The sequence below is a fragment of the Chitinophaga skermanii genome (assembly GCF_003259335.1).
GTDB lineage: Bacteria > Bacteroidota > Bacteroidia > Chitinophagales > Chitinophagaceae > Chitinophaga > Chitinophaga skermanii.
Map to the genome: position 1 here is coordinate 1 of NZ_QLLL01000007.1, position 15,982 is coordinate 15,982.

The 15,982-nt window shown below is 42.1% G+C and carries 17 protein-coding genes; 13 read left to right on the plus strand and 4 right to left on the minus strand.

What is annotated here, in order from left to right; all coding sequences use genetic code 11:
* From LX64_RS18130 to LX64_RS18150, 5 genes are all read left to right on the plus strand, one after another.
* Positions 1–191, plus strand: a 191-nt coding sequence (locus tag LX64_RS18130; RefSeq protein WP_148707370.1) for an integrase core domain-containing protein, incomplete at its 5' end; no start/stop codon positions are given.
* Positions 192–834: 643 nt separating this feature from the next.
* Positions 835–1,167, plus strand: a complete 333-nt coding sequence (locus tag LX64_RS18135; RefSeq protein WP_111599115.1) for a PadR family transcriptional regulator — start codon at positions 835–837, stop codon at positions 1,165–1,167.
* A gap of 40 nt (positions 1,168–1,207) precedes the next feature.
* Positions 1,208–3,046: a PspC domain-containing protein gene (locus tag LX64_RS18140; protein ID WP_111599116.1), complete on the plus strand. Its 1,839-nt coding sequence runs from the start codon at positions 1,208–1,210 to the stop codon at positions 3,044–3,046.
* Positions 3,047–3,226: 180 nt separating this feature from the next.
* Positions 3,227–5,356, plus strand: coding sequence for a ferrous iron transport protein B (gene feoB / locus LX64_RS18145; protein ID WP_111599117.1), 2,130 nt, complete (start codon positions 3,227–3,229; stop codon positions 5,354–5,356).
* Between the two features lie 70 nt (positions 5,357–5,426).
* Complete coding sequence (locus LX64_RS18150; RefSeq protein WP_111599118.1) at positions 5,427–6,374, plus strand: M28 family peptidase; 948 nt, start codon at positions 5,427–5,429, stop codon at positions 6,372–6,374.
* A gap of 178 nt (positions 6,375–6,552) precedes the next feature.
* On the opposite strand, the gene LX64_RS18155 is transcribed toward LX64_RS18150, so the two are convergent.
* Together LX64_RS18155 and LX64_RS18160 are read right to left on the minus strand one after the other, a co-directional pair.
* Positions 6,553–8,091 (minus strand): S41 family peptidase, encoded by a 1,539-nt coding sequence (locus LX64_RS18155; RefSeq protein ID WP_158538668.1) that lies wholly within the window; start codon positions 8,089–8,091, stop codon positions 6,553–6,555.
* Positions 8,092–8,186: 95 nt separating this feature from the next.
* On the minus strand, positions 8,187–8,795 hold the full coding sequence (locus tag LX64_RS18160; RefSeq protein ID WP_111599120.1) for a hypothetical protein: 609 nt from the start codon (positions 8,793–8,795) through the stop codon (positions 8,187–8,189).
* Between the two features lie 335 nt (positions 8,796–9,130).
* Between LX64_RS18160 and paaA the strand changes: the two genes are divergently transcribed.
* From paaA to nadD, 5 genes are all read left to right on the plus strand, one after another.
* Positions 9,131–10,123 carry a 1,2-phenylacetyl-CoA epoxidase subunit PaaA gene (gene paaA / locus LX64_RS18165; protein WP_111599121.1) on the plus strand — a complete coding sequence of 331 codons (993 nt, stop codon included), beginning with the start codon at positions 9,131–9,133 and terminating at the stop codon, positions 10,121–10,123.
* 21 nt (positions 10,124–10,144) lie between these two features.
* Complete coding sequence (locus LX64_RS18170; RefSeq protein WP_111599122.1) at positions 10,145–10,513, plus strand: 1,2-phenylacetyl-CoA epoxidase subunit B; 369 nt, start codon at positions 10,145–10,147, stop codon at positions 10,511–10,513.
* Positions 10,514–10,539: 26 nt separating this feature from the next.
* Positions 10,540–11,304 carry a 1,2-phenylacetyl-CoA epoxidase subunit PaaC gene (paaC, locus tag LX64_RS18175; RefSeq protein WP_111599123.1) on the plus strand — a complete coding sequence of 255 codons (765 nt, stop codon included), beginning with the start codon at positions 10,540–10,542 and terminating at the stop codon, positions 11,302–11,304.
* Between the two features lie 5 nt (positions 11,305–11,309).
* A complete protein-coding gene (gene paaD, locus LX64_RS18180; protein ID WP_158538669.1) occupies positions 11,310–11,792 on the plus strand; it encodes a 1,2-phenylacetyl-CoA epoxidase subunit PaaD in 483 nt (160 codons plus the stop codon).
* 96 nt (positions 11,793–11,888) lie between these two features.
* The gene (gene nadD / locus LX64_RS18185) at positions 11,889–12,458 is read left to right on the plus strand and encodes a nicotinate (nicotinamide) nucleotide adenylyltransferase (RefSeq protein ID WP_111599357.1); all 570 of its coding nucleotides are present in this window, start codon (positions 11,889–11,891) and stop codon (positions 12,456–12,458) included.
* On the opposite strand, the gene LX64_RS18190 is transcribed toward nadD, so the two are convergent.
* On the minus strand, positions 12,459–13,523 hold the full coding sequence (locus LX64_RS18190) for an AI-2E family transporter (protein WP_111599125.1): 1,065 nt from the start codon (positions 13,521–13,523) through the stop codon (positions 12,459–12,461).
* 256 nt (positions 13,524–13,779) lie between these two features.
* Here LX64_RS18190 and LX64_RS18195 point away from each other — a divergent pair, with 256 nt between their 5' ends.
* Genes LX64_RS18195 through LX64_RS18205 form a run of 3 tightly spaced genes read left to right on the plus strand, consistent with a single transcriptional unit; the run spans position 13,780 to position 14,827 of the window.
* Entirely contained in the window at positions 13,780–13,974 is a 195-nt protein-coding gene (locus LX64_RS18195) for a YtxH domain-containing protein (RefSeq protein ID WP_111599126.1), read from the plus strand.
* A gap of 34 nt (positions 13,975–14,008) precedes the next feature.
* Positions 14,009–14,419 (plus strand): hypothetical protein, encoded by a 411-nt coding sequence (locus tag LX64_RS18200; RefSeq protein ID WP_111599127.1) that lies wholly within the window; start codon positions 14,009–14,011, stop codon positions 14,417–14,419.
* Positions 14,420–14,431: 12 nt separating this feature from the next.
* Positions 14,432–14,827, plus strand: a complete 396-nt coding sequence (locus LX64_RS18205; RefSeq protein ID WP_148707371.1) for a hypothetical protein — start codon at positions 14,432–14,434, stop codon at positions 14,825–14,827.
* Positions 14,828–14,837: 10 nt separating this feature from the next.
* Here LX64_RS18205 and LX64_RS18210 read toward each other — a convergent pair whose 3' ends face one another.
* Positions 14,838–15,863 (minus strand): radical SAM/SPASM domain-containing protein, encoded by a 1,026-nt coding sequence (locus tag LX64_RS18210; RefSeq protein ID WP_111599129.1) that lies wholly within the window; start codon positions 15,861–15,863, stop codon positions 14,838–14,840.
* Between the last annotated feature and the right edge of the window lie 119 nt (positions 15,864–15,982).

Sequence of the window (15,982 nt, forward strand, 5' to 3'; positions counted from 1 at the left end):
CGTCAGCCGCAGCGCATATTGAAAGCATTATCACCATTTACAACGAGCAGCGGCCACACAGTAGCTGCAACTACTTAACCCCTGCACAAGCGCATCATCAACATGGTAAAATGGCCATGAGATGGCAGCAAAAGGGTGCGTCACCTACAGGTGACCAAGGCCAGTTATCCACAAATCCAGGTGGATTGTAAAAAGAAAAAAAGAAGCAAAAAAAGAAAAACTATAATAAGTAGTAGTAATAGGTTCTTTTTTTAATCTTTGGAACTGTAAACTATTATACGGATTAACAACTACAGTTGTAAACCTTTATCCGGATTATCTAACAAGGGTGTAAACCTATTTTAGGACGTGACATAAATATATGCAAGCCTATCCCTACCCTATCTTTTGCCTATCCTAAGCCTATCCCTACCCTATCTAAACCCTATCAAAAGCCTATCCTAAGCCTATCTCGACCCTATCTTTAGCCTATCCTCACCCAATACCACACACCGTATAAGCTATTCCCATATTTGTAATATATATGTTTTCAGTACAATAGACCATGTTTTGAGGCAAGTACTTTTTGAAGGTTTTACTAACCGCTGGCTATATCTATTCTTTTTCGACCCCTTCATTCATCACGAAATAATACCATTCATCACGAATTAGCCTGTTGTGAGAAAGTCTGACTCGTTTACAAAGTATTCATTTTCAGAACTTAACGATTCAAAATCGCTAATTGACAAAACAAATTATTGGGTTTGGGATAGTATTATGTATTGCATAGTAGTGTAAAGTACTTATCTTTGTATCGAGGTTGAAAGAAACCAATCATTTTAAAAGCCACTTGCCATGAATATAGATAACACACAATCACAAATGAGAAAGGGGGTACTCGAATTCTGTATCCTTTCTATCATTAAGCAAGGCGAGGCTTATCCTTCTGATATTATCGAGAAAATGAAAGAAGCCAAACTCGATATTCTTGAAGGAACGCTTTATCCTTTATTAACACGTCTCAAAAATGCCGAGTTGCTCACGTACCGATGGGTAGAAAGTAGCTCCGGCCCGCCAAGGAAATACTTCTCGATGACTGAAAAAGGCGAAGCCTTCTATAAAGATCTCGAAAGCACTTGGAACGAACTAGCTAACGCAGTTCATCAACTTACAAATCAATCTATCTAAATCCGATATAATACCTAAAACCTTAAACCTTGTCATAGCGATGAAAAAGATTATTAACATAAACTTATCCAGCCGCCTTATTCCCATCGAGGATAGCGCATACGACCTCTTGAGGGGGTACTTGGAGAGTCTTAAAAAACATTTCGCGCAAGAAGACGGTTCCGAAGAAATCATGAGCGATATAGAAAGTCGTATCGCCGAGATCTTCCAAGAAAAATTACGTAAAGGCGCACATTGCATCACAGATGAAGATGTACAAGAGATTAAAGCCTCTATGGGTACGCCTGAACAACTTGAAGATGAGCCTAAACAAAACACGCAAGCTAACGATAAAACCAATGCTGGTTTCGAATCATACCACCGTCCTAGCAAACGCTTCTACCGCGATCCAGAGCATAAAGTGCTCGGCGGTGTGTGTGGTGGCTTAGGTGCTTATTTCAACATCGACCCGGTGATTTTACGTGTGGCATTCGTGCTATTAACCATCGCTTTCGGTGCTAGCATCTTGGTGTACCTCGTTATCTGGATTGCTGCTCCTTCCGCTAATACGGCTGCAGAAAAATTAGAAATGCGCGGCGAAAAAGTCGATTACAACAACATTAAAAATACTGTGCAGGAAGAAATGAAGGAATTCAAAAGCCGCATGGGAAACGTTGGTAACGATTTCAGAAATTTTTCGCAAGGCCGCGGTAAGCAGTTTGGGAGCGAAATCGGTAACGCATTCGACCGGGGTGCCAGGGGCTTAGGACGATTGATTGCATTCATCGCCAAAAGTTTCATGTACTTCTTCGCAGCAGTGATTCTAATTACATTAATTGCTGTGTTGGTATTGAGTTCCTTTACCGCGGCCTTCTTCCCTATTATTAATATTGCACTCACAGATAACCAAGCGATTTTATTTTGGATCTCCTTTGTATTGCTCTTAGGTATTCCTATTATCTCGCTGATCATGTTCCTCGCAAGAAGAATCTCGGGCTCTAAATACGCGAATAAGTATGTAGGCTATTCTATGGGCTTCTTCTGGGTGATCGGTTTAATCTGCGCTATCACATTAGCAACAGGTATAGCGAAATCTGTTCGTTCTACCGGCGAAGTGAAAAATGATGTAACGTTAAGAGCATTCAAAGGCGAAAAGCTGTATATCAAGAAGTTAGACCAATTGAATTCGTTTGATGATGACGATTTCTTGGTAAGCTTAGGTGAAAGAATGCGTGTAGAAGATGATACCACGGTAGTTGATGCCGTTTCTTTGAAAGTAGTGCCCGGCTTTAAAAACCAAACCAACTTCGAATTAGAAATTAGAAGAGTATCGCAAGGCGCCAGCCGCAACCAAGCGCAAACTTTGGCCCGCAGCATTATTCTTCCTTTAGAACAAAAAGATAGCATTTTGTACTTGCCTGCCGGTTTCAATATCCCAACGGCTACAAAATACCGCGGTCAACGTGTATACATCTACGTTCGTGTACCAAATGGTAAATCAGTTGATATCGACCGTAACGCACTTTGGAACTACAATTTCTTAGGTATCGGCAGACATTATGTAAACGGTATCGAACAAGAATATAACAATCACTTGGAATTGAAATTTGAGAATGGTAGAATGCAACGTATGGACGATGATGGAAAACCATTCTTAGAATTAAGCGGCGACGATGACGATGAAAATGTGATCATCACAAATGATGAAAAACCAAAAGATTCCGTTATTAGGAACTATCGCTACCAAGAAAATGCACCCGCAGTAAAAGATACTGCAAAACCTAAAAAGAACGCTACCCCGGTAGATAATAAGAAGGTTGACACAGCGACTAAGAAGACATTAGCCTTCGCAGATCCGCTACCATACCTCTTTGTTCCCATCGAAATGCTTAGATCATAATTCACAATAAGTTTAGAAAAATAGATAAAAAACCGCGGTTTCTACCGTGGTTTTTGCTTTTTTAGGCCCATATCAGCCCTTTTTAGCCCGTTCCTCCATTTTTCCCGATTTGATCATTTAACCGGGCAATAAATTAGTAGATTTGCCAAATTAGATAATCTTTAGAGAACTAGGTAAGGAATGCAGGCACCCATAAACATAGCACTGGTCGGCAACCCGAACAGTGGTAAAAGCTCCCTTTTTAATGTACTAACTGGTCTGAATCAAAAAGTCAGCAATTTTCCAGGTGTTACAGTAGATAAGAAAACAGGCTCCGCTAAAATTTCCGCCGATTTAACGGCGAACATTATCGATTTGCCCGGTACATACAGCTTATACCCTAAAAGTGCCGATGAATTTGTAACATACGATGTGCTGATTAATCCTAGTAACGAGGATAAGCCCGATATGATTCTCATCATCGCCGATGCTTCCAACCTTAAAAGAAACCTTCTCTTCTGCTCCCAAATCATCGATTTGAAGTTACCCGTGATTATCGGGTTAACGATGATGGATTTGGCGAAATCCAAAGGTGTAGAAATCGACATTAACGGCTTAGAACGCGAACTAGGCGTGCCGGTAGTATCGATTAACCCGCGCAAGAATAAAGGTATTCCTGCCCTCAAAAAGAATATTGAACTGATCGCAGAACAAAAATTTGGTGCGCCCGCTCGCGATTTCATTGAAAATGAACAACTCGCGCCGGAAGTAGTGAAAGAAGTGAAGAAACTATTCCCTGCCTCCAGCGAATACGCCGCTTTACACGTGGCCGTGAACGCTGAAGAGCTGCCTTTCCTCTCTGCAACACAGAAAAATGGTATCCGCACGGTTCTCCAGGCCAACAACTTCAACAAAACGAAAGTACAAGCTGAAGAAATCATGCAACGCTATGCCCGCATTAAGCAAGTGATGAAAGCGGCTGTAGTGGAAACCGATCCTCTACAGAAACAATTACAAACCGAACGCATCGATAATATTTTGCTCCACCGCTTCTGGGGGTATGCTATTTTATTGGTGGTGATGTTCCTCCTATTCCAAAGCATCTTCTGGCTAGCCTCTTACCCGATGGATCTCATCGAAGCTGGTTTTGGTGCTGTAGGTGGCTGGTTAGGTGGTATTATGCCGGAAGCATGGTACAGCGATTTGCTCATTAACGGTATTGTGGCCGGCTTGGGTGGTATCGCCGTATTCGTACCGCAAATCATGATTCTTTTCGGATTAATTACGATACTCGAAGATTCGGGTTACATGGCCCGTATCAGCTTCCTCACCGATCGTTTGATGCGCCAAGTAGGCTTGAACGGTAAATCCGTGATGCCATTAATTAGTGGGGTTGCTTGTGCAGTACCCGCAATTATGGCCACCCGTAACATCGAAAACCGCAAGGAAAGGTTGATCACCATTCTCGTAACACCGCTCATGAGCTGCTCCGCTCGTTTGCCTATTTACACGGTGATGATTGCCCTGGTTATTCCTTCAAAATCTATACTCGGCTTCCTAAACCTGCAAGGTTTGGTAATGATGGGCTTATACTTACTCGGTTTCTTTATGGCTTTAGCGATTGCTGCCGTATTGAAATGGATTGTGCGTATTAAGGAGAAAAGCTATTTCATCATGGAATTACCCGATTACCGGGCTCCTCGTTGGAAAAACGTAGGTACCACGATGGTAGAAAAAGCAAAGATTTTCATTACAGATGCCGGTAAGGTAATTATGGTGATTAGCGTGATTTTATGGTTCCTCGCTTCTTATGGTCCGAATGAAAGAATGCAAGCCGTACATGCTAAATACGAACCTATTATTGAACAAACAACCGACGAAACACAGAAAGAAACCCTCGACCGCGAATATCAATCCGAGAAATTGGCTAATTCTTACGCCGGTATTTTAGGCCACTCTATTGAACCGGTGATTAAACCACTTGGTTTCGATTGGAAGATTGGTATTGCATTGATTACTTCTTTCGCTGCGCGTGAAGTGTTTGTAGGAACGATGGCTACTTTGTATAGCGTAGGTGAAACCCCGGAAGATAATGACGCTACCTTGCGTGAAAAAATGGCTGCTGCAACTTGGCCTGATGACAGACCGGTGTATACATTGGCTTCTGGCTTAAGTTTGATGTTATTCTATGCATTTGCAATGCAGTGTATGAGCACCTTGGCCATTGTAAAACGCGAAACGAAATCGTGGAAAATGCCGGCATTCCAATTCGCGTACATGACAGTACTGGCATACATTTCCAGCCTTATCATCTTCCAAATATTCAAATAATATTTCCCTTATTTTATAGATAATACGTATCTTTTAAACAGCGTTACCCGCGCTGTTTAAAAGATACAACATGAAAAATTTCTGTATTGCCCTACTCTGCTTTGCCTCACTACAAGCAGCCGCCCAAAAAACGGCAATCGATTCTGCCCAACTGATGAAAGATGTTGCAACCTTGGCAGATGATAAATATGAAGGCCGCCTCGCCGGTACCAAAGGCAACCGCTTAGCTCAATTCTACATCCTCGATCGCTTCAAACAAATAGGCATTACGCCCTATAATAACACGTACGAACAACCTTTCTATTTCGAAGGCCGTAACAATACGAAAACAATGGGAACGAATCTCTACGGTTATTTGAAAGGTACGAGTAACGACTCTGTTATTATTATTACCGCTCACTACGACCATGTTGGTACACGTAGCAGGTCTGGCCAAACAGATAGTATTTTTAACGGGGCCGACGATAACGCATCTGGCGTAGGTGCTTTATTGGCGATGGCTACTTATTTCAAAGCACATCCTCCTAAAAACACCATCATCTTCGTTGCGCTAGATGCCGAAGAGTTAGGCCTAAAAGGTGCCCATGCCTTCGCTAATGCACTGCCGGTAGAACAAAGCAAAGTAATGGTGAACATTAACATGGATATGGTAAGCCATAACGACAAAAACGAACTTTATGTGTGTGGTACTTATCACTACCCGCATCTCAAAAAATACATCGAAGAAGTAGCTGCTAAGTCACATGTAAAACTCATTCCCGGACACGATCTACCCAATTCTGGGCACGACGATTGGACTGGTCAGAGCGATCATTACGAGTTTCATGCACTTAAAATTCCTTTCCTATATTTCGGTGTAGAAGACCATCCCGACTATCACAAAGCGTCGGATGAGTACGATAAAATCAATCATTCCTTCTACTACCACGCTGTTCAAGACATCTTAGAAGTAGTGAAAAGAATGGATTCAGCCGCGCTTAGAAAAGACGCCAAATCGAAAACGGTGTATGCTAAATAAATCATCTAAATATGATACAAAGCTGCCCATTACGGCAGCTTTTTTATTGCCCGCAAAAAATTAATCACCTTCCCTTTTATCGCTGAACCAACAGGTAGTTAGCTGCTTGAATTGGGTGCAACAAAAAAGCTGCCTCGAATGAACGAGACAGCTTTTGTATATAGATCTTGACTAACAATTATTGTTTCAACAAATCTTGGGCATTATAAATCGACCCTTTGAAATTCTTCATTTCTTTACCGGCGTATTTCGGCATTTGACGTTGCAAGTTAATAGGCATTGGTGCTGCAGATCGTGCCCAATTAGCTTGGATATCGGCAGCAGGTACACCAATAGAACGTAAAGCATAGTAAATACTATGTTCGCGGGTATTACCGAAATCGTAGCGGTAAACATCGTATGCTGGCGTGGTGGGTGCCATACCATCGAAGTAATCGCCTTGGTTAGCACTGTTAAGCGTTTGAAGAGAGATCGCGTACATGTAGTACTTGTTCATTGGAATACCGATGAAACCAACAGGCTTACCATATGTAGAGTCACCAACAAGCGTTAAGCGAGCATTGAAGAAAGGTTTCAAGTCGTTAATCACCAATTCGCTTGCAGAAGCGGTATTACGTGTTGTAATGAAAGAGATATTCTGCAGGTTGAGTGTTTTCTTTTTCTCAAAGTACGTGTCGCTATATTGTACATAGCTATAGAAAATATCTTGTAAAGAGTATTGTACGTTGTTGGAGCCGCGGAGTTTTTTAATAGCACTGAAGCGGCTCATTTGGTTACTGCTGATCACGTTATTCACCTTCGTTTTGTTCATGATCGTTGCATTGGTTCCTACGCTAACAGGCGCCATGAGGTTGGCTAAGTATTCAGAAGTGTTCACCGCACCACCACCGTTATAGCGGAAATCTACTACTAAGTCGGTAATGTTAGCTGCAACGAATTTATCAAATACGGCATCGATTTTAGATTGGATCACGCTTAATTCTACGAAAGTATTGAACGCGAAATAACCAATTTTGCGACCATTGATAGTATAGATAGAATCTTTGAGGATTGGGTTGAGTGAATATTGTGCACTGGTGATGGTAAGTGTTTTAGAGGTGCCATCTAACTTCTTAAAGGTAAATGATGAAGAAGCTGCGTTCAGTGCATTAATGAGGTTGCGGATGTTGGCGCTGTTGCCATATGGAGGATTGTCGTAGCTGATATTAGTGCTACCATTCACGGCTGTGATTAAATCGCCCCTACGAACACCTTGTGCATATGCAGGCGAGCCTGGATAGCAATAGAGTACATATAAGCTATCGATATCCCAGTAGTTTACATCAAAACCGAAATCACCTAAGCGACCTGCGCCAATTTCACCGGTTACGGTTCCATTATCTAAGAAACTATAGTGGTCAAAGTTAGCACCATTGGCTTTCTTCTTATAGGTAATCAATTTGTTGAAAAGGTCGCCGAATGAAGAATAGCTAAGCGGCTTTACGGTGGCAGAATCCGGCACGTCGGCAGTCCACAGGTAAGTATCTTTAAAGATGTGCCACAAAGTATCTTGCGATTTTTGTTCTTCCGTTAAGGGAGTACCATTCCCATTACCGTTTCCATTCCCATTTCCATTGCCGTTTCCGTCGCTGCTAGAATCTTTCTTACAGCTGAATAAAAGGCCTGTGGCCAGGGCCACCACTAATAGGGCGTGTATATGTTTGCGAAAGGATAACATAGTCTTATGTTTATGATGAATCAATGTACGGTTTATATCAAAATGATGTTTAAAAACTAGGTGAACTGTTGCTTGGTTTAGACGAATGGGGCTGATTATTCGTTTGGTAGGGGCCATACCCCGCCCAGTGTTATTGCCCGGTTTATATTTTGTTGCCATTCGCGCTGTTTGGTGGCGTTGTTGCCGTGGCGCGTTTCGGCGTCGTAGCTTTCTTGTAAAACGTTCATCAGCCGGAAATATTCGAGGTATTGGTATTGAATAATACTATCGTAATCACCATCCTCCGAAAAATCGATTGATAATACTTTGTTCCTAAAGAGTAAGCCCGTTAAGTAGGTAATGTCGAAATGTATTTGCTCGTGTTGTAGCGAGTACAGGTCGTTTAATAACGGGGGTGTAACCCAGGAAGCGCTTTTTATAAAGAAAACTTGCAATACTAAATGTACAAATACAGTGTCTTTTCTTTGCCTTGTACCGCCTTCATAAGCAAAACTCGTATAACTTACCGCGTCGTTTTTAGCGTTCTGTGGTGGTTTACGGGTAAAATCTTGCCATGTTAACGGGGCCGAAGCATTGTAAAATATCGTGTCGGAATGTTTATCAACAGCACGTTGTTCAACAGAAAATTCTACCACAATTTTCGGTATCGTATCATGTTGTGCCGGGGCAGCTACTAAGGCGGCAAGCCAAGCGAACAACATCATATTAGATCTTGGTTAGGGTGTGATTGAAATAAAAGTTACGCGATTTATCCATACATCATTATTTATCACCACTGGTTTTCTCCTCTATAATATTACGAAAAAAATCTCGATCAAGTTGCCAAGCTAAAAATCGATAATTGCTTCAATGCGAAGGGGTTATAACAAAGCCTTTCCCAGGCTGAATTCACCCTGCATAAAATTAACATTGCTTGCAAAAAAAGAGTTCAACAAACCGGCTAAAAATGGAAATGTTAAGGTGATGGGAAAGTTGGTACCCTGCCCCGGTTTTAACGGTAAAATTCAGTAATTTACGATTGAACCAAAACAATCGCGTTATGTACGGCGGAGGATATATTTTCGATGAGCCGAATAAGCGGCCCATGCAAGATACAATCGACGACCCGGTTAAATTAGCCGAGTTTGAGCAACGTATTGCAGATGGCCACAAAATCGAACCCGGTGACTGGATGCCGAACGATTATCGCAAGCAACTCATCCGCATGATTGAACAGCATGCGCATTCTGAAATTATTGGCGCTTTACCCGAAGGTACCTGGATTACCCGTGCCCCTGGGTTTAAACGCAAACTCGCATTAATTGCAAAAGTGCAAGATGAAATCGGTCACGGCCAATTACTCTATAATGCAGCCCAAACCTTGGGAAAAAGCCGCGAGGCTATGATTAACGACCTGCTTTCCGGCAAATCCAAGTATTCAAACGTTTTCAACTACCCTGCCGAAACTTGGGCAGATGTAACGGTTATTGGGTTCTTGATCGATGCCGCCGCTATCGTTAACCAAGTAGCGAATGCCAAAGGCTCTTACGGCCCTTATTGCCGTGCCTTGGAAAGAATTTGTTACGAAGAAAGTTTCCACTTGAAACAAGGTCATGATGCTTTTATTGAACTAGCCACCGGTACCCCCATGCAACGCCAAATGGTGCAAGACGCGTTAAACCGTTGGTGGCAACCTATTATGCATTTCTTTGGTCCACCAGATAAAACCTCGGTTCACAGTGAAAAACTGATGAAGTGGAAGGTAAAAATGGCGAGCAATGATGATATGCGTAACCAATTCCTAGATGCTTATGTTCCAAAGATTTGGGAGCTAGGCCTTACGTTGCCTGATGAAAATCTCAAGAAAGATGAAGCAACCGGCAAATGGTTGTTTTCTGATCCTGATTGGGATTTGTTTATGAAGGTGATCAACGGTGGTGGTCCTTGCAATGCCGAACGTTTACAAGTAAGGAAATGGGCGGAAGAAAGTGGAAGATGGATTAGGAAGGCATTAATGAACCCAAATGCAGCCAGGTCGTTCCCGGTAGCGTAAATAAAATTCACACGAAAAAACATGTTAAACGAATCTTTAGATCCCCGTGTAAACCGCTTGAAACTAGGACATGAAGGGGAAGTTGTTACGATCGTTGAAGGGGAAAACTGGAATGCATACGAAGTTTTTCACCAAGAGAAGAGAGGCGCTCACCACGAGCATGTGGGTAGCGTACAAGCACCGAGTGCCGAGCTGGCCTTGGTTTTTGCAAAAGAGCAGTTTGCTCGCCGGAAACGTTGCGTGAACCTTTGGGTAGTACGCAGCGCGGATATTTTGGCCTTTGATGTGGAAGATGAAGATATGTTTGCCACCAACCTAGAGAAAACTTACCGCGATGCGAGTGGTTTTAAGGTGATGGAAAAGATCAACAAATTTAAAGGCAAGAAGTAAACACCAAAATACAATTACTACGTTCCATGTTATCGCAACAAGCTATTATATCACTCCTCACTAAAATGGGCGACGATGCTTTAATCATCGGTCACCGCAACTCGGAATGGACCGGTCTCGGCCCCATCATGGAAGAAGACATCGCTTTTTCTTCTATGGCACAAGATAAAATTGGGCACGCTTGGGCATTGTACCGTGTAATGCAAGAACATTTGGGCGGGCAAGACCCCGACCAGTTTGCGTTTATGCGCGCAGAAAAGGAAATGCGTAGCTGCCACTTTGTGGAACTGCCTATCGGCGAATATGATTTCTCGCTCATGCGCCATTTCTTATTCGATCATGCTGAGGCTGTACGCTACGAGTCCTTGGAAAATACGGCATTCGAGCCACTCCAACCTTTTGCGAAGAAATTCAAAGGCGAAATAAAATACCACTTGCTGCATGCCGATGAATGGGTATTACAACTCAGCCGTGGTTCAGAAGAAAGTTATGCACGCATGCAACAAGCACTTTTGCATTGTATGCCGCTGGCATTGGGTATATTCGAAACATCCAAAGCACATGAACAAACGCTGATCGATGAGAAAATTTACCCGGGCGAGCAAGCATTACAAGCCCGTTGGTTAGATCGTATTTACCCAGTATTGTCAAAGGCAGGATTAAACTTGCCCGGTATAGAATCGTTTACACCTGTATATGGTGGCCGCGAAGGTTATCATACAGCCTATTTACAACCACTGCTCGATGAAATGAGCAGTGTATTCAAACTAGACCCTACCGCAACATGGTAAACACAATGCATACAACAGAAGAAGTGTACGATGCATTACAAAGCGTAATGGACCCGGAAATTCCCGTGCTAAGCGTGGTGGATTTAGGGATGATTACGGCTGTGGATATTAATAGCGATGGAATATTGGTGAAAATGATTCCCACATTTGCCGCTTGCCCGGCTGTACAATATATTCAACGAAATATTCAAACGGCACTGGAAGAAAAATTCAGTGTAGCCATTACCGTAATTATTGATCAAGAAACATTGTGGTCAACTAGTCGCTTAGCACCCGGTGCAAAAGATAAATTAGAGCAATTTGGGATTGCGGCGCCACAGGTGGTAGATGGTAAAGCGTACAACGAGATATTATTGCAAACCCCTTGCCCTCATTGTGGTAGCAAGAATACTTATTTACGTTCCCCGTTCGGTTCTACGTTATGCCGTGCAATTCATTATTGCAAAGACTGTAGTAATGTGTTTGAGCAGTTCAAACCGGTAGAATAATTTTTCGTCATCGTAAAGGCACGAATTAAGTAACTTGCCGCCCAAACGCATATTAGCCGGTTGGGTCGGCATTTTATTGGCTTTAATTGAATGAAAATGAAGATAGGCTTATACTTTGGATCTTTTAACCCTATACATATCGGGCACCTTATTATCGCAAATCATGTGGCATATAATACGGATCTCGACAAAGTGTGGTTCGTGGTATCGCCCCATAACCCGTTAAAGCCATCAGCATCATTATTGAACGAGCATCACCGATTTCACTTGGTAGAACTGGCTATAAAGGATGCTGAAAAATTAAGAGCGAGTAATATCGAGTTCTCCCTTCCTCGCCCTTCTTTCACCATTGACACCCTTACTTACTTGAACGAGAAGTTTCCTACACAGGAGTTTGTCATTATTATGGGCAGTGATTCTTTTCAAAATATAGCACGGTGGAAGAATTATCAACAACTGTTGAAATTTTACCCCATCTATATCTACAATCGTCCCGGCCACCCTGTAACGGAAACCTACGGTGCCGACATTACAATACTAGATGCACCTATGTTAGACATTTCGAGTAGTGTGATTCGCCAATTTGTAAAAGATGGGAAAAGTATACGGTACCTCGTAACAAATGATGTAGAACATTACATCACAGAAAACGGCTATTACAAATAGCTATTTCTTCTTGTCTTTCGGCGGTACAACTGTTTTTACCACTTTCACTGTACGGGTTTTCACGAAGTACTCATTCGAGTAAATGCGCAATAGCACAATAAACATGGAAATTAACAATGGTCCGAAAATAAGGCCGATAAACCCGAATAGGTTAACACCGATAATCACACCGAAAATGGTAATAAGAGGGTGAACGTCGCCAATTTTCTTGGCTAACATGAAACGGAAGACGTTATCTGAAAGTCCTACCACAACAAAGCTATATAATAATAAACCTACGCCCATCCAAGTTTCGCCGGTAGAAATAATATAGATACCCAAAGGTACATACACTGCTGCTGCGCCTACAATTGGTAGCATAGCTGTAAAGCAAGTAACAACGAACCAGAAGATAGGCTCAGGTACTTGGAAAATAAAGTAACCTACGAGGGCGATAACACTTTGAATGAGGGCAATTAACGGGATGCCAACAGCATTTGAAACCACCATATTTCTCAATTCATTACTCAATAACAATACGTTTTCATCTTTTAAAGGAATGTATTCATACAGCGCCTCTTCCATTTGGCGGGCGTTAGTGAGCATGAAGAAATAGATGAAATACATAATGGCGATGGCCGTTAGCGTATTAAATGTAGCGCCAAGAAAGCCGGGTAAGGCACCCGTTACGTTTTCGATTAGTCGTTGAAGGCGATCTTCCGACAGTACATTATAACCGATTGATTGACTTATGCGGTTCGTTAGGTTAGTCAATTCTGCCAACATCTCGGAAGAATGAGATACCGCGTAACCTACTTTAGCAGTGAGCATATTTACGAGCATCCCGATCGGCAATAAGATCACTAAGAAAGTGGCCAACATAATAACGGTAGCTGCGGAACGTTTTCCCCAACCGCGTTGTTCCACCATGCGGAACATGTACTTACGCGTGAGGATATATAAAGTAACGGCACCAAGAAACCCTGGGAAAAAGGCATACATTTCTTTAAAAAGCACAATGCCTAAAAAAAGGATAATCAATAAAAAGCCTATTTGTTTCAGGCGACCGTTATCAAGATGACTCATAAGATAGTTGCGTATTATTTCAATAATAGTGAATTTTAGCGATACCGCAAAAGCTGTAGTACAGTACGTTTCAAAGAAAATTTGGCTGGAAAGTTAGGAAGGATTCACATTTTATATAGAAAATCATAACAAATTATTTACTCATTTGAACAAATATGGAACAGTGTTTGTAACTCTAAAGCCGTAAGGACATTCATCCTTACCCCCTATAGGAAATTTGTATACCCGAATCTTTCACCTTAAAAATGTACTAACTATGAGCAAGAATTCAAAAGCCGTTGTTACTTTCATCTTAGGTGCTGCCGTAGGCGTAGCCGTTGGATATTTCCTTAATTCCGATAAAAAGGATGAGATGGTATCGAAATTGAGATACCAGGCCGACAAATTAAAAGACAAGTTTAGGCGCAAGAAAGAACAATTTGAAGAGGCTGTTGAAAATGAATTATCCTAATTAACTTATTGGCGCTTAATAATAACCTATTTGCATGGAAGATAATTTCAGCAACTATTTTTCTGAGACGGGCAAAGTTGCACGTGAATACGTAGAAACGAGGCTTGATCTCTTAAAATTACAGGCAGCAGGAAAGCTATCGAAGGCGTTGGGCCTATTCTTTTCGCTTACGATGGCCTTCCTGTTGTTCTTTTTCGTAGTGGTATTCCTCGGAATGGTACTCGCTTTCTGGATCGGGGAAATGACCGGTAGTTTTACTATCGGGTTCGCTTGCGCGGCAGGCGCATTCATTCTTTTATTTGTGATCATCCTTATTTTTAGGAAAAAGTTGATCCAACGCCCGTTGGCCAATATGTTGGTAGCAGAGTTGGTAGATGAATTCCATGATAACGACGATGACGAGGATGATATTTATGAAGCATCTACTAAAAGAAGGAACAAGTAAACCCCATTTTGTGTGAAAAAAAACAAAACCGGTATGGCGAAAAGAATAAAAGTCACCAACCTCGACACCCTAGAACTCGAAGTCGCCCGCTTAAAAGTGGAAGCCCGCCTTTTAGAACGTGAATTGGGCGAGCGCGGCGCTTACCTAAAAGAGAATTTCAAAGGTATGGCCATGAATAGTGTAGTACCCGGTATTGCAAATAGCGGTGTTTTGGGCTTCGTGGGCAAAATTGGGAAGCTTGCATGGGAAAGCGGCAAAGCGAAATCTGTGCTGTCAACTGCCTTGATGACGGCATTGGAGTTTGTAGCTGTTCGTTTTGGCATTAAGCTGGCCAATAACTTCACAACCCGTAGGCGCAGGAAAAAAGCAGAAAGGGCAGCTGAAAAAGCTGCGGAAAGAGGAGAATAAGCGCGAACGCTTATCCCCAAACTTTAGTTCCTTCGCTGCAATTCGCGCAAATATCAATATTCTTACGTCCTTTCATTAATTCTGAGCGGAACTGGTTATAATGCCCGTTCTGCCATAATGTTTTAAAGGAATCTTTTTTCAGATCGCCCAGCTTATGTTGGGCATCTTTGTCGAAACAACATGGCACTACTAGGCCATCCCAGGTAATTACCGGCGAGTGCCACAAGCGCCAGCAACTGTTGCCGAGTTTGTTTTTAATGGCGTAAGTGCCATCGTCTTTTTTATGATAGCGACTGTATTTATCGATTGTTGGGATTAATCGATTTCCCTCTTCATAATCATATACTTGCGCTGTTTTAAAGCGTACTTGATCGACCCCAATTTCTGCTGCAAGTTTCTTAATGTCCTCGATTTGGTGTTCGTTCGGCTTCACTACCAAGAACTGAAAGAAAACGAAAGGCTTCTTAGAATTCAGTTCTTTTTTCCACTTTACAATATTTTTCGCCCCTTCAATTACCTTATGTAATTGACCGCCAACACGGTATTGCGTATATACATCCTGCGTGGTACCATCAATCGAAATAATCAATCTATCCAAACCACTTTCTACGGTACGACGAGCATTTGCATCGGTTAAATAGTGTGCATTGGTAGAGGTGGCAGTATAAATACCTTTGTCCGACGCATATTTAACCATGTCGAGGAAGGCGGGATTTAAATACGGTTCACCTTGGAAGTAAAAGATGAGATATAATAACTCTTTCGAGATTTCGTCGATGGTTTTGCGAAAGAAATCTTCTTGTAACATACCTGTTGGGCGGGTAAATGCGCGGAGGCCGCTAGGGCATTCCGGGCATCGCAAATTACAAGAGGTAGTTGGCTCAAACGATATGCTAATAGGTAAACCCCATTGCGTAGGCTTGTTAAAGAGCTTGCTCCAATAAAAGCTACTCAAAACTTTCGTTGCATTCAAAAACCTGCGGGGCGTGAGTTTTGAGAGAAAATTTACTGAATCGTTCCAATTAAAATCTGGCATTCACGGGATTTTTATAAGTACAAATTTAATATTTCAATGCGGCACATATGCAACCTTCAAAAATATTGCCATATACTTGCCTAAAATAAACTAACACCAACACACCTTTTTAATCCGTA